A 19,292-nucleotide genomic window follows, 5' to 3' on the forward strand; every position below is an offset into this window, starting at 1 on the left:
TCAGGCACTCGTCATGTTGTACGCGGCCAGGATCAGCGAGGACGTCAGTCCGATGCCGCCCGCGCCGATCAGGCTCCACAGCACGCTCTGCTTGCCCCGTGCCGCCAGCGCGGCCCGCTCGGTGTTGTGGCCGATCGCGACCAGAGCCCAGCCGCTGAGCCCGCCGAGCACGGCGAGCGCGAGGCCGCCGCCCGCGGTCCACGCCAGGATCGTCGCGGCCGGCTTCTTGACCTCCGTCGGCAGGCCCGGATCGAAGTCCGGCACGGGACCGGGTGAGGCCGCCGCGACGTGCACGCCGGGGTCGGTGGCAAGGGCGTGCAGGCTCATCAGGAGCTGGCTCATACTCGGTGATTCCTAATTCGTCAGACGGCAGGGACTACAACGGCGGGGACTGCAACGGCAGGGAGCGGGGCGGGTTGCGGAGCTGCGGGCAGCGGATCGCCGAAGGCCTCGCGGGCGGCGGTGAGCACGGCGGTGGCCAGCTCCTCGGCCGCCTGGCGGGTGCGCGGGCGGATCCGGGCCGGCTGGGCCTGGAGTCCGTTGGCGCGGATGTCCGCGTCGTGGGGGAGGTGGACCACGGCGGCGGCACGGGCGGAGAGCATCGTGGCCGCGGCCTTGACCACGGCGGGAGGCCGACCGTCGGCGGTGGCGGCCAGGACGACCACCGTGCGCTGCAGGGGCAGGCCTTCGGCGTGCAGCACCATCACGGCTTGCTGGAGGGTCTGTATGCCGTCGGCGGTGGCCTGGGCGCACAGGATCGGGACAGCGAAGGGCAGGTCACACCAGGCGCGGGTCAGGCTCGGCGTGCCCGAGTACCGGGTCGCGAGGAGGTCGTGTGCCACGGGGTGGACGGTGTCGGCGATGGCGGCCTGCCATCCGCCTGCGGCCGCGAGTTGGTACCAGGCCGCGGGCTGGGACGGCATGGGCAGCGGGGCCGCATGCCACTCGCGCCCATCGGTCAGTACGTGCCAGTCGCCTTCAGGGGCCCGGCGGCTTGCCGCCGCGCCACGGATCTGGCCCCGTGTCGCAGGTCGGTCCGGCAGAAGTGCGGCCAGGCCACCGGCCCGTTCTGCTCCGCTCCACGTCGGCCAGGGGGAGGCGAGGCGAGGCGCCAGGTCCAGTACGACGGTGGCCGCCGCTGCCGCGAGTTCGTCGGCGAGGAGGTGCGCGACGGTAGAGCGCGCGCTGCCCCCGGTCGCCGCCATCACCGGCACGACGAGGCGAGCGCCCTCTGGGAACACCGTGTGTGCCGAGCTTCCCCTTTTGCTCATGAACCCCCCAAGCACCCCAACCCAACCAAAGCCGTCGCGAAAATATGAAATTCATACGCTGATCGACCCGGAGCTGAAAGACATGGGCACTTTACGCAGCCCGCCCCACATCACCTGAGGGGTATACAGGACCCCTCCCCAAAAGCCGAAATGGCATAGTGTCACGATCCGCCACGCACTCACAGTGAAATCAATATCCGGCCATGCGGCCTGATTTCGTCTTCGTGGGCGCACATCAGAGGAACTGCCGAAGGGGCCAGGTGGGGGCGAAGCGATGGCTGGGGGTGGCGGGTGCAGGAGTGGTTGCCACCCCGCTCGCTCTGGGGCTAGGTGTGGTGATGCTCGTCGCCACGCTCGCCGAGGACGACAGCAAGGGGCGCAACGTCGGTACGTGGCCGACAGCCGGCTCCCTGATGATCGGCGGCAGCGGGGGCGTCCCGGCCCCATACGCTCCGCTGATCCTGGATGCCGCCGCGGCCTGCGACCAGGGGCTGCCGCCGGCGATTCTGGCCGCACAGATTTGGGCCGAGTCGAACTTCGACCCGACGGCCATCTCCCGGGATTCCACCGGCAGGCCGATCGCGTACGGGATATCGCAGTTCATCCCGGGGACCTGGGCCACTCATGGCATCGACGGTGACGGCGATGGCGACAAGGACGTCATGGACCCGAAGGACGCGATTCCCTCGCAGGGGGGAATGATGTGCGGCCTGCTGAAGAAGGCCAAGGCACATCCCGAATACAGCGGATCGCCCATCGAGAAGGCCTTGGCCGCCTACAACGCGGGCTGGGGTCGAGTCGAGCAGTTCGACGGTGTCCCGCCCCCCGCTTTCGCCCAGGGGCAGACCTACGACTACGTCCAAAGGATCCTGGCCCGGGCGGTGAAGTACACGGCCCCGGGAGGCGGAAGCGGGCCCGTGGAGCTCCCGGACGGCTTCGAGCTCCCTCCGGGCACCCCGCCGCCGGTCCGCACGGCCGTGGCCTGGGCCCTGGCCCAGAAGGGCGGCTGGTACCAGCTCGGCGGCGACTGCACCAACGCCCTGGGGTCGAACCCGCAGCACTGGTGCGACTGTTCCTCCCTGATGCAGCAGGCCTACAAGGCGGCCGGGATCACCATCCCTCGCGTGACCTTCGACCAGATCGACCTGCCCAACGAGGTCGGCCTGGACAGCCCGAAGCCCGGCGACCTGGTCTTCAACGCAGGCTCCGACGGCTCGGCCTCCAACCCGGGACACGTCGGCATGTACATCGGGTCCGGCCTGCTCATCGAGTCCCCGCGCACAGGGGTCCGTACTCGCATCGTCCCGTACAGCAGCTGGCGGAACTCGACCAACTACATGACCCGGGTGACCGGCATCCGCCGGGTGGTGGCCTGGTGACCGACACGAGCACAGGAACCCCCATGCACGACCAGACCCTCTTCCGCCCCTGGGGTGTCGTCGACCCGCAGTTCTGGGCGGGCGCGGAGCCCGAAGGGGCCACCACCCCGCTGCCCGGAGACCCCACGCCCCTCGATCTCGGCGACGAGCCCGTGAGTTCGGACCTGGCCGAGCAGCTGGCAGCCATCCAGGCGGCCGCGGCCGGCGACCTCGCCCGGGCGCACGCCCTCGTCGCCGAGCTCGACGCGAAGACCACCGCCGCGCGGGGCGAGCACCACATCGAGACGGTCAGGGTCCGGGAGGTCCGTGCCTACGTCGTCCATCTGACCGGCCATCACGAGACCGCCGTGGCCTGGTACCTCCACGTGGTCCGCCTCCACGCCGCCCTCCACGGTCCCGGGCACGAGGAGACGGCCCTCGCGGTACGCCGGGCCTACAGCATGTGGAAGGCGCTGCCGGCTCCGGACGCGGTGCGTCTGGCCGAGGACCTGATCGAGGCCTTCACCGCAGCGCCGCCTGCAGGGGACGAGGCGATCCGGCGCGTACGGGCCCACCTTCGCGACCTCCACGCGTCCGAGGACGGGCAAGGGCCCGTACCGGTGTCCGCGCGATAGGCGGTCGGGGCAATCGGGGCTACCCTGCCCCGACCGCGGCCCGCCGGAAATCGGCTGCTGCTTCGGCCTCAGCCCACGGTGTGACGAAGGCTGTTGGCTAGGGGGCCGCGGCGGTGCCGGTGAACGCTGTTCGTATGCTCCGGGCATGAGGCTCTTTCGTTGGCGTGACCGGAGCGATGCAGATCTGATGGCAGGGACCCCCTTCGCTCGAACCGCGGTCCTGTACCAGGCGGGGCGCTATGCCGAAGCCGAGGCAGAGGCACGCTCCCTGGCCGCGGGCCCGTTCCGGCCGCGCCACGAGATCAACGGACCGCTCGCGATGGGCATCGCCGCGCTCGCGGTAAGCTCCCAAGGCCGTCATACCGATGCCCTCGCCATGTACGACGAGCTGTTCCCCGCCCGCCGTCAGGGATTTTGGCTCCGAGCACAGGCACACCCTGAAAATGCGCTCGGACCGCGCACGGGAGCTGGGCGCTCTCGGCCGGTACGGCGAATGCGAGGCGGAGTGCGCGGCCGTCGCACAGCTCGCGGACCGCGGTACGGGACCGGACCTGCAGTTCATAGCGGCGGTCGCCCGAACCGGGCAGGTCGCCGCCCTCAGCGAGCTGGGCCGTCATCAGGAGGCCGAGGTGCTGGCGCGCCAAGTGCTCGCCACCCACCACGAACCCGACCGGCTCAGACTGCTCCTGCGGCTCAATCTGGCCGGCACCCTCAGCGGCCAGGGCCGCTACACGGAGGCCCTCGCCGAGGTGCAGCGTGCCGACGTGCTGCGCCGCAACTTGTCCCAGGGGGACTACCGGCCTGTGACCGGCGGTGTCGATGCGGCCGCAGCGAGGGCTCTCTTCGGGCTGGGCCGTGCCACCGAGGCCCGGCCGCGGGCCGCGGCCGCGTACGACGCCTGCCTGGCGAACTTCGGCCCGGACCACTATTACACCTGCAAGGCCAAGGCACTCCTCGACCGCATCGAGGGGGCTTGAGCAGGCGGGCCACGGCGGTATCGGCGCACGCGGGGGTTCAGAACCTGATCCTGAATCCCTGAGTCGGGCCGAGTCCGTAGCCTCAAATCCGGTGGCCCGTGGGCCGGAGTGATCCTGAACAACCCGCGAATGATCAAGGGTCCTGGACCTGGCGCCCGCCCTTGCCAGCCACCGCGTGAAGTTCACCGTGGGGACCGGCCCTGCTCACCGGGGTGCCTTCGGGGCGGGCGCGGGAATCGCCAGCCGTGGCCCGTCGTGAACTACAACGTGCCCGCCTTGTCCGATGAGGAGCCGGGTGGAGTACACCACCGACACCGTCGCGGCCGGGCGGGAACTGGCCGCGATCCGCATGCTCACCGACTACGACATGGACTCCACGACGCCGTTCGCGGTGTGGCTGGTCGGCCAGCCCACCCTGCGCAAACGGATGAAGCACGGCGTCCTGGCGGCCTTGGACCAGCGGATCTGGATCAGCTACCAGATGCCCACGATGAGCAGGGAGGAGACCTCCACTCGCACCGCCATTACTGAGACCCATGCGACAGAGTGAGCACGAAGCCGACACCGTGTGCACGACGATCACTAGAACTCAGGGACCGCCGCCGGGGTCGCTTCATCCCATCCCATCCCATCCCATCGACGACCAACACGTCGCCCTCATGCTCATCTTCAGCGTCGCTCAACAGTGACTGAGCCCTCCATCTGTCTAATGAGCACCTGAGCTGTCTAGCTGTGCATTCCAGTTGGCCGGGAGGGTAGCCCTCATACGACCTGAGCTGGGCGGTATACCTCCGCTTTCTATCCTGCTGCTCTCCCGCTCGTGGTGCTCGGGCGGTGTGGAGATCTAGTCGCTCGGGGAGTTCTCTCAGTGGAGGCCGAGAGTGACATCGCTGCCGAGTCGCTGCGCGGATGGTCTGTGAAGTGGTCCGTAGGCCGAGCAGATGTCCTGTTGCCGGTTGGTGATCTGGACTTCGGGCCTCCTCCGGACGGCGCGGTTCCGGCGGCGCAGGCCCGGGCAGAGGTCCCGGCCGGGCCGAAGGACCTCCAGGTGGATGCGCTGCCAACCGCCTCTTTTGCGAGGCCCGCCGGTCCCGGTGCAAAGGGCCAGGTCTATGCTCCAGGCACTCGATTCTGCGTTCCGGAGGGGGCCGCCTCCGGCGTGACCTGTGCGAACAGCGGATGTTTCGTATGGATCCGGGGGATTCTGTGAGCCTTACTGTTCCGCGCGCCGTCCGCGGTGCGCTCGTCGCCGCCGCCACGGCGCTCGCCACCACCGCCGACCTGCTCGCCACCGCCTCGTCCGCCGAGGCGGCGAGCGGGTACGACCGCTGCGCCCGGGGGCAGGTCTGCGTGTTCAGCGGGTCGGCCGGCACGGGCTCCATGATGGTCGTCACGAAGAGCCTGCCCAGTCTCGGCGCCTGGGACGACCACATCAGCTCGATCGCCAACTACAGCACGTACACGGTGTGCTTGAGCTCCGAACCGGACTACGAATTGGGCGGCAGGTGGTACCCCTACGAAGAGGTGTCCTTGGCCACGAGCGACCGCCCGGATCTGGACAACGACATCAGCTCGATCGAGCTCCTGCCGTACGGGCAGGGGAGCGAATGCGGTCTGTCCTACTACCCCGTGCAATGGTATGACCAGGAACCGCGAGTGCGTCCCTCCTCCTCGGCCGCCGAGGCGGCCTTCGGTGACCTCAATGGTGACGGCCGTGCCGACCTGCTCGCCCGCAACCGCTACAGCGAGCTGTGGTACTGGGCCCCCTCACATGAGTGGAACGTGACCGACAGGTTCGAACGCATTGGCACCGGCTGGACCGGGATGAGCCAGATGCTGCGCCACGGCGACTACAACGGAGACGGAATCGAGGACGTATTCGCCCGGGACAAGAACGGCGTCCTGTGGTTCTACCCCGGCACCGGCTTCGGCACCAGCAAGCGCCTCGGTACGCGTGTCCAGCTCCGCGGCACGTGGAACGGAATGCGCGACATGGCTGCGGCCGGAGACCTGAATTGTGACGGCAGGCGGGATCTACTCGCGGTCGACGCGGCCGGTGTGCTGTGGTCGTACCCGGGCAACGGGAAGGGTTCGTTCGGGACGCGCAAGAACCTCGGTGGCGGCTGGGGCGTGATGAACGAGCTGGTCGGTGCCGGTGACATGAACTCCGATCACCGCTCCGACCTCGTGGCGCGGGACACGACCGGCCGGCTGTGGCTCTACCCGGGCAACGGCCGCGGGGGCTTCGGCGACCGGCACCTGATCGGCACCGGGGGCTGGAACGGCTTCAAGGAGCTGGCAGGGGTCGGTGACTACAACGGCGACGGGCACCCCGACCTCCTGGCACACGCGCACCAGGACAACTCCATACGCATGTACCCCGGGACGGGTGCATCGGACGGCCACCTCGGCCGCCCGGTGGCCGTCATCGAGACCTCGGACGCGCACCTCGTCTTCTGAGCCACGGCCGCCAGGCCACCCGGTCCCACCACCACCGTTCAGAACGGACTGCATTTCGTATGGCCCGAATCCGTACCCTGTGTCGCGTAGGTCGACGTCTCCTTCGCGACACAGAACTGGCAGAAGGTCATCCGTGACCGCCGCCGGCCCGGGTACTTCGTGCGCCGCCACTTCGAGGCCATGGTCTTCTACGGGCCTTGACCCCGGATTTTGGACACCGGAGACACTTGGATCTTGATGGTCCAGGAGCCCAACCGCTCGGCGGCCGGCCGGTACTCAGTCCGGCGAACGGCCTACCCCTGCCGCTGGCCGTCGCCTGAATCAGCGCGGAGTGCCCAGCGCGCCCGACCTCGACGCCCATCATGTCGAGTTCGGATTGCCGTCGCGGTTGTCGGCATCCTTGCCCGGCACCGAGGTCATGTAGGGCGACGACGCCCCGTAGGCGGAGGCGGCGATACCGGTCTAGTGGATCTACCCTTCGCCCCTGGTTGATTATCGTGCCGCCGCCTGCGGGCCGTGGTACTGAGGTAAGGACGTAGTAGTGCGCGGTAGTACGGGGAGATCGATTTTCGCGTTGATACGCAAGGTGGCGGCCCTGACACTGGTTGTCCTGGTCGCCCTGGTCACCCTGGGCGGGCTGCAAACGCCGGCGCAGGCGGCGGGTGTTCCGGACCGGGTGGTGACGCGGCTGGACCTGGCGACGTACGTCGTGAACTACAAGAACGGCATGCCCAGCACAGAGGACACGAACCAGTTCAGGTGGGAAGCCGACAGCCCCGCGGAGGTCGCTGAGATCATCCGCGCGATGCGGATCGCCAACCAGGGTGACGCTGCGACGCGGGGTGAGGCTGAAGCCATCCTGCAGCGGTACGGCTACAACCTCGACTGGATCCAGGACACTGTCTCCGAACGGTCTTACCTGGTCGTCCGGGAGAGCGTGCCGTGCCAGCGATGCTGGGGCATGTACATCCTGCGCTACGACACGTCGTCGGCGCAGGTCAACCTGGCCGTCGAGGTACCCCACCCGTTCCATGACGAGAACACGCCGGAACTGGGGATCAAAATGTTCCGGGACGTCGACGCGAAGATGTTCGCGATGGCCGGCACGCACCGGTACAACAGCACCGAGACGCGGCCGGAGTACGAGAACAGCCGGGTGTCGGACATGGCGCGCAGTTACGAGAGCCTCTTCCACAAGGTGCACACGAACTTCACGACGTCGGCGCCCAACGCCACCCATGTCGTGCAGCTGCACGGATTCGAGGAGCGGGCCAACTATCCGGACGTGGTGCTCAGTAACGGCACCCCGGAGCCTGAAATGCGACTCGACTCGTTCTCGAAGGCGCTGAACGCGAACGACGTGTGGGCCGGAGTGTTCGACGGCGTCCACTACCCGGACCTCGGGGCGACCATCAATCCGCAGGCCAAGCACACCAACGGCAAGGGCGGCTTCTTCTACCACATGGAGATGACGCAGTGGGTCAGATACAGCACGACCAAGCACACCGCCGTCATCGAAGCCCTTAAAGACGCGATGTTTGCCGGTCGCCCGGGAGAGGTCGCCGACATCCCCTACGCACCGGGATACAACCCGAGCGCCGCGGTGGCCTACGCGGTCAAATACGCCAAGATAGAAAATCCGGCCTACAAGGACTTCGCGAACCTGGGCGGCGACTGCACCAACTTCGTCAGCCAGGCCCTGCTGGCCGGCGGCTGGAAAATGAACGTGCCGCTGGTGAGCCACCCCAACACGCACCGGGAACGGCCGTACTGGTACTACCGCGCCAATGATGTCTCGTGGACATGGTCCGCTGCGAACAACTGGGCGGAGTTCGCGAAGGACAGCGGCCGGGTCGAGAAGGTGCGCTACCTCAGCGACGTCGGCATCGGAGACATCGTCCAGTTCGCCAACCCGGCGGACCGTAACAAGGACCACACCATGATCGTCACCAGCCTGTCCGAACAAGGTCCACGGATGAGTTACCACAGCACGGGCCGCCCCACGAACAAGCTGGACGAGCCGCTGTGGGACATCGTCAACCGCCATCGGGATAAGGCCTTCTACGCCTGGCGCGTCGTCAACACCACGGCCACGCCGCCCCTGAGCTGATCCATCCGCGGGGTTTGGGTTGCGACCCAAACCCCGCGGACTCCCTCCACACCGGACAGCCAGGCTTGCCGCCCTCGACGCTCACACCGCGTTGCGGTAGTTCATCTGCTTCAGGCCGTCTCCGCCGGGCTGCGGCTCAAGTCGCGGAGCATGACCGCGTAGAGGCATGAGTCGGGGAAGGGGCGGCGTTCGCCGACCTTGGCGTACTGCCAGGTCCCGGACGCGAGGATGGGTGGTGTCGACCAGGAGCACGGCTCGGCCGCCAAGCAAAACCGGACCCGGTCGGTTCAGAATCAGCCGCACGGAGTCGATTGCCCCCTCGCCTCGCTGGACGCTGCGAAACTGTCGCAAGTTCAGCGAAGCAGGCTCATCGGGGGAGAGCACAGTGGCGCAGAAGAGCGACAAGCCCTACTACCGGGCGGGGCACTGGGTACGGCCGTCGGCCGTCAAGCAGGTGAAGAAGCCCGCGACGGGCGTCATCGTCGTGGCCGCGTTGCTGGCCATCGCTACGTGGAACACGGTAGTCGGCGATGACAGCGGGGCACCTGCTCCTGCTCCGCAGCAGCCGATCCCGAGCGCCGCAGCCACTCCCTGAACGGGGAACAGGTCTCTCAACTCCGGCCGTTCCGTCGGGACGCCCTCCCTGCCCATCGCTCCAGCAGCGTCGAACTACGCTTCTGGCTCGGTCGTGAGTTGCTGGGCCGGACAGCAGCTGCCTCAACCGTCGTCTCCGCCAGCAACCGCATCCACACGGCTTGCCACTCAGCGACCTGTGTCTCCGGCACGCCGCAGACAGACAGGTACGCCCCTGTGGTCTGCCAGGTCTTGGGCAGATTCCCACGGTTCAAGAGCCGGCTGACGGTGCCGGCGGAGACACGCCCACCGGACCGCAGACTGACCATCTGATGGGTGAGGCCACTCGTGACGCGAACGTCTGACAGCGCCTTGAAGAAGCCCTCGACCGTACGGATGCCAGAGGGACTGGGCCAGGAGCGTCCTGCCGTCGGGTTGTCGCGGGCGGTAGTAGGAGCGGACCCCGCTGCCGGCAAGTACGCCGAGTTTCGGCCGAGGGCGAGCTGCGCTCCCGTGTTCCTGTCCCGCGCCTGGGGTGCGGGACGCCCTTTGGCCGCCAGGTTGATGCGCATGTGCCGGTACAGGGCGCCGAACTCCAGCAGCTCAGGGCCGTGGGGGATGCCCCTCCGAAGGATGTCCAGGAGCTCTCCGGTAAAGGCGGTGAACGGCTCACCCGGCGGGGCCAGCGCTGTGCGCGTTTCTGCCGCGGCGGCCAGCAGGAATGTTCCCTCCACTGATGCCTGATCGGCCAGATCCGCCGGGTCACCAGCCATCGACCCGAGGGCACGACCGCTGTAGCAGCAGTCGAGGAGGACGACACATCGCTCTGCCCGGCTGGTCAGGAGCGCCTGCCGTAGCCACCGGTAGGGCAGCCCGGTCTCCACCTGTTGGCTCCTGGACTGCGGCATGGCCAGGTAGAGGTCATTCTCCGGGTCGACCAGCCCGTGGCCCGCGAAATAGACGAGCACGGTGTCACGCGCTTGCTCGGCTGCCGACCGTACCGCGGCCATGGTCATCTCGGCAGTCGTGGGGTTGGAGAGGGTCACACAGTGGTCGGGCGGCAAACCCCAGCAGGAGGGTTCCGCCATTGCCGCGGCCAGGGCCGCCAGGTTGTTGGACACCGCAGGCAGTGGCTCAAGGTGGTCATAGCGACTGGTACCTATCAGCACAGCCCGGGTCGCACCGGGGTCAGGCAGGGCGCTCACGCTTCTGGGGCCTCATCCGCAACCGGGGCCTCAAGGGAGCGGACAATCCGGCTGATCTCGTCGTCGCTGGGCTGCGTAAGAACGATCACGGTGTTGCCCCGCCTGATCTCGACCGGCGGGTTCTGAGGCCTTGTCTGCTTCCAAGTGGCCAGTGCCACCACGAAGGAGGCAGCGCTCCAGCCGTTGTCGGTCACCACCTGGATGACGTCCACCAGACTGCCCATCTGCCCGGACTCGGGAGGCTGCTCCCGGAGCGTCAGCGAGGAGGACTTCCGGATGTCGCTGTCTGCCTGAAGCCAGTTGTGCAGTGAGCGCAGCTCGTCAGCCTCTGCCGCCACCCGTACGTCAACACGCATGGTTTCTCCCGCCTCCACCTGTCCGCCCTCTCGTGCACCACCACCATGGTCTGGCAGAGCGTGCCGCCTGGTGTGCGTTTGGCTCATTCCCACTCTTACCTGGTGCGGAATGAGCGGTGGCCCGGCCACTGCGGGGGGCCGGAGGCGGGGGGCGCCGGAACCTCGGGCCGCTCTCGTCGAGCAGGCCGAGCACCGGGCCTCGGAGCGTCGACGTACCCCCCTACCCCGGAATACGGGCGGGACCAGCCGTTGGCGAAGTCGCAGTGGAGGTCGGTCCAGCGGCGCAGCTCTTCGGGTGTGGAGCTGGGATGGTCTTGGAGGTGCATCAGGGCATTGACCCACTGGTCCCAGAGGCCGCCGGGCTGGGTGAAGCGATCGGCGTGATAGGTGCCGAGGTGGGCGTCGAGGCGGAGGAGGGCGCCGAGGGCAGCGGGCTGGTCGTAGCGGAGGTCGGTACGGGGGAGGTAGCGGTCGAAGGTAGGCCGTCAGGATCTCGGCGTCCGCCGGGGTGCCCAGGCGGGCCAGAGCGAAGCAGTAACCGCCGCCGGAGTAAAAGACCTCGCTGGCCAGGAGCAGATCGCCCATGCGCTCGCGGAACGAGGTACATCGGCCCACGCCGATCAGCCAGGCTGCGGTGAGGCGCGCGCCATTCGTAGGCGAAGAGCGCCTCCAGCTCGGCGGGCGAAGCCCTCGGCGTGCGGCCACCCCGGCGCAGGACGCCGACCACTGCGCAGGTCGAGGTAGCGCGGGCGGTCCGAGTCCTTCCTCGTCACGTAACGCTAGATCACGTGGCCGTAGCCGATTGCCTCGGGGCGCTGGAACGGCATGGGGTCGCCTTCTGGGTTCGGGTGCAGATCACTGCAACAGGGCTTCCATCTCGGCCTCACCCTCGACGGAGCGGGGGGATCCCCGCGTGCGCGGGGACCAGAATGCCTCGTCGCCGACGCGGCCTTCGATCGGGGGATCATCCCCGCGTACGCAGGGAACAGCCGTAGGCGCCCTCGAGCTTTCGCTCGGACTGGAGGTCATCCCCGCGTGCGCGGGGAGGAGGGACGGGTGCGGTCGCCGATGCGCGTGCCGAGGGGGGTCATCCCCACGTGCGCGGGGAACGAGATTGGTAACGAGATTGGTGAGGAGAGTGGTAGCGCGATAGGAAGGAACCCTCTCAACACTCGGCAGGTCCTGGACTTTTGTCCGCGGACAAAAGTCCAGGACCTGCGTCGGACGGCGGCGCGATGCTTGTTGCCATCGGTGACATGCGCAGGGACATCACAGTGGTGGCGCAGAGTTCGTGTCAGTGGGTGTCGTGCGCAGGGGTCATTGCAGTGGAAACGCAGAGTTGTTACGGCGTCGCCTGGGCGCTCATGCACCTGATAGAGACCGGTCCGAACCCTGTCCTGGCCACCGATCCCGGACCGGAGGCCAACGAGTGGCACCAACGGCACTTCCTTCGCGCCGTGACCGGAGAGCTCATCCCCTGAACTTGACGACATAGCAACGTGCGGTGTCGTCCCGCAGGCGGCCCGGGAGGGGTGGGCCCTTCAGTTGGCAGGGGGCAGGCAAGAGTAAATGCCACACGGTCCTACCGCAGGACGGGGCAGTTCGCAGCCTCGTACTCGTCCGCGATGGTGAAAACGCTGGCGCAACTCGGACACTCGGCCTTGCCGAAGAGATGGGAGATTCCCTCGGCGAGTACGTCTTCCCCATCGCGTTTCGCGGTCTCGTGCATCCATCGGCCGACCCCCGAGAGCTCCTCGGCAGGACTCGGCCGCAGGTCACGCCGGTCTGTGTCACCCAGGTCCCAGTCCCGGATCGCCGCGTAGCGGCCATAGCCGCCGATGGCGATGGTCACCTCCACCGCGCAGTGGGGGCATGGCAGCTCGTAGAAGTCGTCGTCGAAGTCGCCCAAGACGTTGGCCCAGTGATACTGCTCCTGGACCGCGAGCAACGCGCGGAAGGTAAGCAGGTAGTCGGCCGGCCGCGACTGCAAGTGCCGGTCCAGGAGGGCGCCGAACTCGGCGATCGCTTCTGCGCTTCCGGCCAGCAGCTCGTCGCCGTCGTGGTGACTTGCCGCTCGTTCCATGATTGCTCCAGCCAGGTGTCGTGCCCTCGTGCTGCCCGCGGCGAGGCGCACCAGCCGGGGCAATGCCGCGAGGCCGGCCAGCGACAGCAGGTCGTGCTCAAGGACCAGCCGATACCCCAGCTCGGTCCACGCTTCGGCGTCGTCCTCACGCTCCACCAGAGCCAGAAGCTCGGGTACGCGGTCCACGTCCAAGCGGCAGTCGTACATCTGTGCCCAGTTCACCACCCAGGCATTGAACAGTCCCGCGAGCTGCGAGTCGACCCCGGCCCCAACGCTGCCCCCGAGGTACGTCGTCAGCTTGACGTCTGGCTTCGTGATGTGTCCGTGGTGACCCCGTGGTCAGCCGACTTCAGGTGCCGCGCCAGGCGGAGCAGGCTCCACCGTGGTGACGCGCCGGATGTGGCCCACCCACGAATCCGGCGTCAGGGAGGACCACGCAACGTCGATCTCAACGCCGTGAAATATGCGGGTGAGGTCCGCAAGCTGCGTGAAGATCGCCGTCTGTACGTCCTCGTGGGCCGCGTCGGCGGGCATCGGGACCTTGCCGCATCCGCCACCCGAGTCGTCGGCGATGAACGTGTAGGGCCACACGTCTTGCCCAGTCAGCAGGATGATCTCCTTCGGTATGCCGAAGGGGGGCCGTTTCTTCTTCGCCTTGGGTCGTCTCGCCACGGTGCCATCCAACCTGACGGACCGCGGGGTCAAGCACCCGGCATACACACCGCAGCCCCTTCCGTGAGCTGAGGACCGTCTCACTGACACAACCCTCCGCGCCACTGACATCCACTGGCTCTGGCCCACATTCGGTGAATCGGTAACTGATCGTGGGGTCCCGTTGCTGCGGGGCCGGAGGCAGGTAGGACCCGGATGGTCGCGGTTGCGTAATCAGTCGAGTGCGCGAGCTATTGCTCAGTGACGATCTGGGGCAACCGGATCTTTGATCGTCACCGAACGGCCTCGGGGTGCTTCGTGCTGCATGCTCCGTCCGCAGGCAGTGATGTCTGCTGTGCTCGCGTGTTCCTGCCAGATTTGAAGGACGTACAGATTCAGGGCGTCGACGACTTGGCCAAACGCCGTGGAAACGCCTACGCCACGATCCTGGCCGGCTACGGCCACGGGTAGCCCAGTTCCTCAGGGTTGTAGCCTCCGCAAAGCTCGGCGGTGGCACGCGGGTCGCCTGCGGTCAGCAGCGATTCAAGGTGCTCCGCCTGGAGGGATGGGACCTCTGCGGAGACCGGGAGGGTCACCAGGAACTGTGCCCAGGGCAGATCTGTGTCGGCCCGGTTCGGGGGATGCCTCAGGATGACGTCGATCCGATCAGGTTCCGTGGTGCGGGAGGCCCAGACGTCCTCCAACTCGCACTCCCACCTGGCGAGCCAGTCCCCGCGGTCCCTCAGCCCTGCCTCGAGCAGCCGCGCAACCACTCCTGCCGGCCACTCCCAGCTGCGGTCCTCTCCGGCTCGCAAGACCTCGATTTCGTACTGGTCTGCGGCGAAACGAAGCTCCGGCAGGTCGAGGTCCTGATGGGCCAGGTCGCGCCAGCCGGCCCAGACGACGTGATCCCTGTCGCGCCTGACCGTCACGTACAGGGCGCCGCAGCACTCCTCCACGCCGCACCCGGACCAGGCGAGACGAACCTCGTGGGGCGTCACCGCGGCATGCAGCGGCGCGGCACCGTCCAGCAGATACCGAGGGTCTTCTCCCAGGTACCGGAGGCCAGCCACCCTGCCGGGGAAGGACACGTCGGCCAGGAGATCCCGGCCATTGACGATCGGGCGGACCTCTATGCCGCCCTTGCCTGGCGGTGGGCACACGATGTTCAGGCTGAGAAGGTCCGGTCCCATGGTCATCGCGCAATGATCGCGGAGCCGGCTCGCAACTGTCATGTGAGATTCGTGTGGGCTCCGCTGAGGGCAGCAGTTCGGGCCGCCTCAGGGACCCTGGTCCCCGGATGCCTCTCCGGAACGACGCAACGACGGGACGGCAGCCTGGGGCACTGCCGCTTCAGACGGAGGGGGCTCCTCCGCGGTGACCTGCCGGAAGTGGCCGACCCACGAATCCGGCGTCAGGGAGGACCATTCGACGTCCGGTCGCGACGCCGGCCGCCGCGGCAAGTCGCGCCCCAGCCCGCCCGGCCAGAGCGATGGCCACACTGGTCAGAAACTCACGCAACGCCGTCGTCCGGCGGGCGTACCGGGTCGTCAACCCGCCGACCTGCTCGGCGAAGATCCGCTGTGAGCAAGCCGTTTCCCGGCAGAAGAACCGACGGACCACAAGACTGATCGAGACCGGCCGTCCGCCCGCAGCCAGGCCGTCCAAAACGCGACGGTATCGACTGTGGACTCGGGCGGAGAGTGCCCCGCACGAAGGACACCCGGCCTCCTTGCCCACGGTCCGGACGGTGACCACAACCACGTTGGCCAAGTCGTCGACGCCCTGAATCTGTACGTCCTTCAAATCTGGCAGGAACACGCGAGCACAGCAGACATCACTGCCTGCGGACGGAGCATGCAGCACGAAGCACCCCGAGGCCGTTCGGTGACGATCAAAGATCCGGTTGCCCCAGATCGTCACTGAGCAATAGCTCGCGCACTCGACTGATTACGCAACCGCGACCATCCGGGTCCTACCTGCCTCCGGCCCCGCAGCAACGGGACCCCACGATCAGTTACCGATTCACCGAATGTGGGCCAGAGCCCATCCACCCTGCGCACGACAGACTCCCGGTGCCCCTCTCGACCACTGCAAGTTCTTCGGCAGTCGGTGTCACACAGAGCCCCGCTCCCGGTACTAAGCAATAGCCAGCCGGAGCTGGAAGCCACGCGCTTCACTGGATGCGCAGGGGAGGAGAGGCGATGGAAGCCTCGTGGATAGCCGCCGGGCTATGTGTTGTGCCTTACGTGGCCCGGTGCTTGATGGTCTGGTTCCGGTCTCGCCGCGACTCGGAGGCTGCGGCTTCCCAACACCGTGCCGGGGCCCGGATGGTCGAGGCGCTTCCGATGGGCAGTCGGATGCGTTCTGCTGCCGGGGACGAGGTCACGATCGAAGTGGGACAGCAGCCGTTCCGACAAGAGCGGGCTCCTCATGGTGGATGACACATCATTCCCGCAGACGCTGCCAGGCACAGGGGTCAGGACAAGCCTGGGGCCGTATCCCTTCCCTGATGTCTATCGGCGCGAAATGCCGTTACTGACCCGCTTCGTCATGAAGCACGGGGCTGGCCCGCAAGAGGCCGCGGATGCCGCCCAGGAGGCCTTCGCCACGGCGTACCCGGTATGGGACAGCATCCGCTTCCCGGCACGCTGGCTGCGGACCGTGGCTGTTCGGGTCTACTTCCGGGCCAAGCTGCGCGAGGACCTTCCGGGGGAACTTCCCGCGACCCGGGCAGAGTCTCATGTGCCTACGAGCATCCAGCTGAGTGACCAAGAGCGTGAGGTCTACGCGGCCCTCGTCGAGTTGCCGTCTCGGCAGCGGCAGGTCATGGCCTGGTTCTACGACGGGTACACCCTGGCGGAGATCGCCGAGGAGCTGGGCATCACCAAGGAAGCGGTCCGGCAGAACCTGTGTCGGGCCCGGGCCACGCTCAAGGCCGGTCTGGGCCAGCGAGGAGGTGCGTGATGAGCGAGCACCAGGACATGTTCATGGATGGCGACGACCCCGAGTTGGATGCCTGGCTGAAGACCGCTGACCAGGCTGTTCTGTCTTCCTTGGAAAGCGGGATGGACCTCTCCCACGGTCTCGCCGCGATCACCGGGCAGGAAGCCGCCGCGGTGGAGGACGCCCACTCGGGACCCACAGCAGATGAACCAACCGGATGGCCGTATGACCGCCACGGTCGAACACAACGGCGCAAGCGACAGCGGATGGAAGGGGCGGACAGCAGCACTTTCCACTTCGGCGACAGGGTCACCATCCACGGAGGCTCCGACAACATCGGCATTGTCTCCGGCCAGTCGGGACCAGCCCCCGCCGACGGAATCCAGATGCACCACGCCCTCCAGGAACTGATCCGCTTGCTCCAAGAATTGCGGAGCCAGGTTTCTCCCCCGCTTGACCAGGTCATCGACGAGGCCCTGCCGTACCTGAGCGCCGATGCCTCCGTCCCGCTCCAGGGCCGGCGTCGCGCACTGATAGCCGTCATGGGAATCACCGCAACCATGGGCGCCGTTGGCCAACCGACCTTCGAAGTGATCAGGGTGATTCTCGACCTGTTGAATGACGAGTGACCGGCTCTGGCCACGGCTCCACCAGCAGCAGCATGGGACATGGGGAGGGCTGACGGACTCTGCCTGCCAGGAGGCTTCAGGTGGGTGGGTGGGTGGGTGGGTGGCGAGAGGGTGCTCAGCCGGCCCAGACGATGGTCAGGACGCGGAGGTGTCCGAGGGTGCGGTTGACCCAGTAGACGACGGTGAGCGGACCGATCGACGCGCGCCGCACATCTTCGCCTTCGGGATCGGTACGGTCCCATTGGGGCCAGGACCACGGCGAGCGGGCGGCGATGTCGAGCACGTCGCGGGCCATCTCCTGGACGGTCGGGTCGAGCTCGGCAAGATGGACCGCCGCCTGCTGTGCCAGCCGAACGGGCCAGGCATCGCTCACCGGCGGGCCCCGATGATGTCCTCCAGGGCGACGCTGTCGGTGTCCTCGTACCCCGAGGTGACGAGCGCGGCGACCGCGGGCGCGGTGTCGAGCCGGCCCTGCCATTCGCGTACGACCTCGTGCAGCGAGGAGAGGTCGTACGTCGCCCGGGACTCCTCCAGCGCAGCGTCCCAGTCCCGGTCGAAGGCGGGGAGCCAGCGGCCGGCGGCATCGTGTCCGGCGATGCGGGTACGGAGCCTCGCGGCCGCGGCCGGGGCGGGGGGCGGCGGGGGCTGATGGGGGTATACGGGCTGTGCGCTCATGCGGGTTCCCTTCCTTCTTGTGTCGAGTGTGACGCCCGGCGGCGGCCGGGTCGAGGGTGGGCGGTGTCAGCGGCGGAAGATGCCACGAATCTCCCTCTGCACGGATTCACGTGGACGCAGCCCGGGACAGCTGTCAACGGCCCGGGCTTCATGCTGTCGTCCCGTGGCACCCGAGCGGGCCGGAATGCCCGTACCGGCACCCTTGGGAGGGGTTGGGTCCAACGCTCCCAACGGTGCGTGGCTTGACGGAATTACGGGTGGTCGGGGCCAGCAGTCGACGACTTCGTGGGGGGCTGCACGCGGGCGGGCAGCCCCGCCCGTCACCACCTGCCGATCCGGGCACGTGCCGGGGAGCAGGGCAACCGGGATGCGGACGCCATCGGGTTCGAGGGGCCATCCCCGCGAGCGCGGGAAGCAGGACTCGGTTGTGCTCCGCGTGTACGACGGCCTGGGGTCATCCCCGCGCCAGCGGGGAGCAGCGCACCGGAATGGGCTGGTTCGGGTCGTAGTCGGGGCCATCCCCGCGTGCGCGGGGAGCAGGCTTACTGAGCTGACACTTTAGGGAGAGGGGGAGGCGTTCTGAAGCACTTTCGCCGAATCCGACATATCCGGCAGTCCGCGATGAGTGGCCACTCTCTCCCTCCGCCGCCCAGTGTCGGCGTGACTTCATGGTCAGGACACACCAGCCACAGGAGCCGCGCCCGGCCGCACGCGATATCCGAGCTCCCGCTGGACAGCCCTCGTGCGATGACCACGACCTGCCCCGCATCCCGACCATTCACTTCTATCTCCGGCCGCGCCCGCCCCGCGACGCAGCCGGCCCGGCCTCAGGCTGTCCCCGCCGGGCTGCCGTTCAGGTCGCGGAGCATGACCGAGTAGAGGGGCGAGTCGGGGAAGGGGCGGCGTTCGCCGATCTTGGCGTAGTGCCAGCTCTCGTAGAGGGCTTGGACGCGGGGGTGGGTGGTGTCGACCAGGAGGACCGCCAGTGCCTCGTCGCGGTCGGTGAGGAGGGCTTCGTGGAGGCGGCGGGCCGTGCCGGTCTTGCGCCACTTGCTGCGGACCATCAGTTCGGAGACGGCGAAGGTGGTGCTCGGGTCGGGCGCGGGGTCGAGATGGTCGCGCCACCATTCGCGGCCCGGGTTGGACGGGGCTCCGTAGGAGAACCCGACCGGATCCGCCGGATCCTCGCCCTCGTAGGCGATCACGCATACGAAGCCGGGGTGGGCGCCCCAGTGGTCGACGAACCAGGCGAACCGCTGGTGGAACTCGTCGTCCATCTCCTCGGCGTACGCGTCGTCGTGGACGTCCAGGAGGGTCTGGCGGATGCGGTGGAGGTCTGCGTGGCCGAAGCGTTCGAGGCGGT

At 67.9% G+C, this 19,292-nt stretch carries 20 protein-coding genes and 2 pseudogenes; 9 read left to right on the plus strand and 13 right to left on the minus strand.

Going from position 1 to position 19,292, the window contains the following annotated elements; genetic code table 11:
• Entirely contained in the window at positions 1–342 is a 342-nt protein-coding gene (locus OG276_RS38435) for a hypothetical protein (protein ID WP_266914045.1), read from the minus strand.
• 20 nt (positions 343–362) lie between these two features.
• Positions 363–1,205: a hypothetical protein gene (locus OG276_RS38440; RefSeq protein WP_266914047.1), complete on the minus strand. Its 843-nt coding sequence runs from the start codon at positions 1,203–1,205 to the stop codon at positions 363–365.
• Between the two features lie 404 nt (positions 1,206–1,609).
• Here OG276_RS38440 and OG276_RS38445 point away from each other — a divergent pair, with 404 nt between their 5' ends.
• The 7 genes from OG276_RS38445 to OG276_RS38480 all read left to right on the plus strand — a co-directional run bounded on the left by OG276_RS38445 (position 1,610) and on the right by OG276_RS38480 (position 9,406).
• On the plus strand, positions 1,610–2,650 hold the full coding sequence (locus tag OG276_RS38445) for an NlpC/P60 family protein (RefSeq protein WP_266914049.1): 1,041 nt from the start codon (positions 1,610–1,612) through the stop codon (positions 2,648–2,650).
• Positions 2,651–2,673: 23 nt separating this feature from the next.
• Complete coding sequence (locus OG276_RS38450; protein WP_266914051.1) at positions 2,674–3,264, plus strand: hypothetical protein; 591 nt, start codon at positions 2,674–2,676, stop codon at positions 3,262–3,264.
• A 443-nt stretch (positions 3,265–3,707) separates the two neighbouring features.
• Positions 3,708–4,241, plus strand: a complete 534-nt coding sequence (locus OG276_RS38455; protein WP_266914053.1) for a tetratricopeptide repeat protein — start codon at positions 3,708–3,710, stop codon at positions 4,239–4,241.
• Between the two features lie 295 nt (positions 4,242–4,536).
• The gene (locus tag OG276_RS38460; RefSeq protein WP_266914055.1) at positions 4,537–4,791 is read left to right on the plus strand and encodes a hypothetical protein; all 255 of its coding nucleotides are present in this window, start codon (positions 4,537–4,539) and stop codon (positions 4,789–4,791) included.
• Positions 4,792–5,447: 656 nt separating this feature from the next.
• Positions 5,448–6,701 carry an FG-GAP-like repeat-containing protein gene (locus tag OG276_RS38465; protein ID WP_266914057.1) on the plus strand — a complete coding sequence of 418 codons (1,254 nt, stop codon included), beginning with the start codon at positions 5,448–5,450 and terminating at the stop codon, positions 6,699–6,701.
• Between the two features lie 574 nt (positions 6,702–7,275).
• Positions 7,276–8,811, plus strand: coding sequence for an amidase domain-containing protein (locus tag OG276_RS38470; protein WP_266914059.1), 1,536 nt, complete (start codon positions 7,276–7,278; stop codon positions 8,809–8,811).
• Between the two features lie 385 nt (positions 8,812–9,196).
• Positions 9,197–9,406: a hypothetical protein gene (locus OG276_RS38480; protein WP_266914061.1), complete on the plus strand. Its 210-nt coding sequence runs from the start codon at positions 9,197–9,199 to the stop codon at positions 9,404–9,406.
• A gap of 16 nt (positions 9,407–9,422) precedes the next feature.
• Here OG276_RS38480 and OG276_RS38485 read toward each other — a convergent pair whose 3' ends face one another.
• From OG276_RS38485 to OG276_RS38520, 8 genes and pseudogenes are all read right to left on the minus strand, one after another.
• The gene (locus OG276_RS38485) at positions 9,423–10,505 is read right to left on the minus strand and encodes a caspase family protein (RefSeq protein ID WP_266914063.1); all 1,083 of its coding nucleotides are present in this window, start codon (positions 10,503–10,505) and stop codon (positions 9,423–9,425) included.
• A gap of 80 nt (positions 10,506–10,585) precedes the next feature.
• Complete coding sequence (locus OG276_RS38490) at positions 10,586–10,945, minus strand: hypothetical protein (protein ID WP_266914174.1); 360 nt, start codon at positions 10,943–10,945, stop codon at positions 10,586–10,588.
• 95 nt (positions 10,946–11,040) lie between these two features.
• Positions 11,041–11,358: pseudogene (locus OG276_RS38495) on the minus strand (DUF6000 family protein); the annotation flags it as partial.
• A 121-nt stretch (positions 11,359–11,479) separates the two neighbouring features.
• Positions 11,480–11,530 (minus strand): annotated as a pseudogene (locus tag OG276_RS38500) (hypothetical protein); the annotation flags it as partial.
• Positions 11,531–12,527: 997 nt separating this feature from the next.
• Positions 12,528–13,253 carry a hypothetical protein gene (locus tag OG276_RS38505; protein WP_266914065.1) on the minus strand — a complete coding sequence of 242 codons (726 nt, stop codon included), beginning with the start codon at positions 13,251–13,253 and terminating at the stop codon, positions 12,528–12,530.
• A 114-nt stretch (positions 13,254–13,367) separates the two neighbouring features.
• Positions 13,368–13,700 carry a hypothetical protein gene (locus OG276_RS38510; RefSeq protein ID WP_266914067.1) on the minus strand — a complete coding sequence of 111 codons (333 nt, stop codon included), beginning with the start codon at positions 13,698–13,700 and terminating at the stop codon, positions 13,368–13,370.
• Positions 13,701–14,134: 434 nt separating this feature from the next.
• The gene (locus tag OG276_RS38515; RefSeq protein ID WP_266914069.1) at positions 14,135–14,878 is read right to left on the minus strand and encodes a hypothetical protein; all 744 of its coding nucleotides are present in this window, start codon (positions 14,876–14,878) and stop codon (positions 14,135–14,137) included.
• Positions 14,879–15,032: 154 nt separating this feature from the next.
• A complete protein-coding gene (locus tag OG276_RS38520; RefSeq protein ID WP_323182424.1) occupies positions 15,033–15,602 on the minus strand; it encodes a transposase family protein in 570 nt (189 codons plus the stop codon).
• Between the two features lie 510 nt (positions 15,603–16,112).
• Between OG276_RS38520 and OG276_RS38525 the strand changes: the two genes are divergently transcribed.
• Both OG276_RS38525 and OG276_RS38530 read left to right on the plus strand, forming a co-directional pair.
• Complete coding sequence (locus tag OG276_RS38525) at positions 16,113–16,646, plus strand: RNA polymerase sigma factor (protein ID WP_266914071.1); 534 nt, start codon at positions 16,113–16,115, stop codon at positions 16,644–16,646.
• The gene (locus OG276_RS38530; protein WP_266914073.1) at positions 16,646–17,254 is read left to right on the plus strand and encodes a hypothetical protein; all 609 of its coding nucleotides are present in this window, start codon (positions 16,646–16,648) and stop codon (positions 17,252–17,254) included. The genes OG276_RS38525 and OG276_RS38530 overlap by 1 nt, the downstream gene beginning before the upstream one ends.
• 115 nt (positions 17,255–17,369) lie before the next feature.
• Here the strand turns inward: OG276_RS38530 and OG276_RS38535 are convergent, their stop codons facing one another.
• The 3 genes from OG276_RS38535 to OG276_RS38545 form a co-directional block, all read right to left on the minus strand.
• Entirely contained in the window at positions 17,370–17,627 is a 258-nt protein-coding gene (locus OG276_RS38535) for a hypothetical protein (RefSeq protein WP_266914075.1), read from the minus strand.
• Complete coding sequence (locus OG276_RS38540; RefSeq protein ID WP_266914077.1) at positions 17,624–17,929, minus strand: DUF6247 family protein; 306 nt, start codon at positions 17,927–17,929, stop codon at positions 17,624–17,626. Before OG276_RS38540 ends, OG276_RS38535 begins: the two co-directional genes overlap by 4 nt.
• An 827-nt stretch (positions 17,930–18,756) precedes the next feature.
• Positions 18,757–19,254 (minus strand): GNAT family N-acetyltransferase, encoded by a 498-nt coding sequence (locus OG276_RS38545; RefSeq protein WP_266914178.1) that lies wholly within the window; start codon positions 19,252–19,254, stop codon positions 18,757–18,759.
• Positions 19,255–19,292 lie beyond the last annotated feature (38 nt).

It is taken from the genome of Streptomyces sp. NBC_00086, assembly GCF_026343255.1.
Classification (GTDB): Bacteria; Actinomycetota; Actinomycetes; order Streptomycetales; family Streptomycetaceae; genus Streptomyces.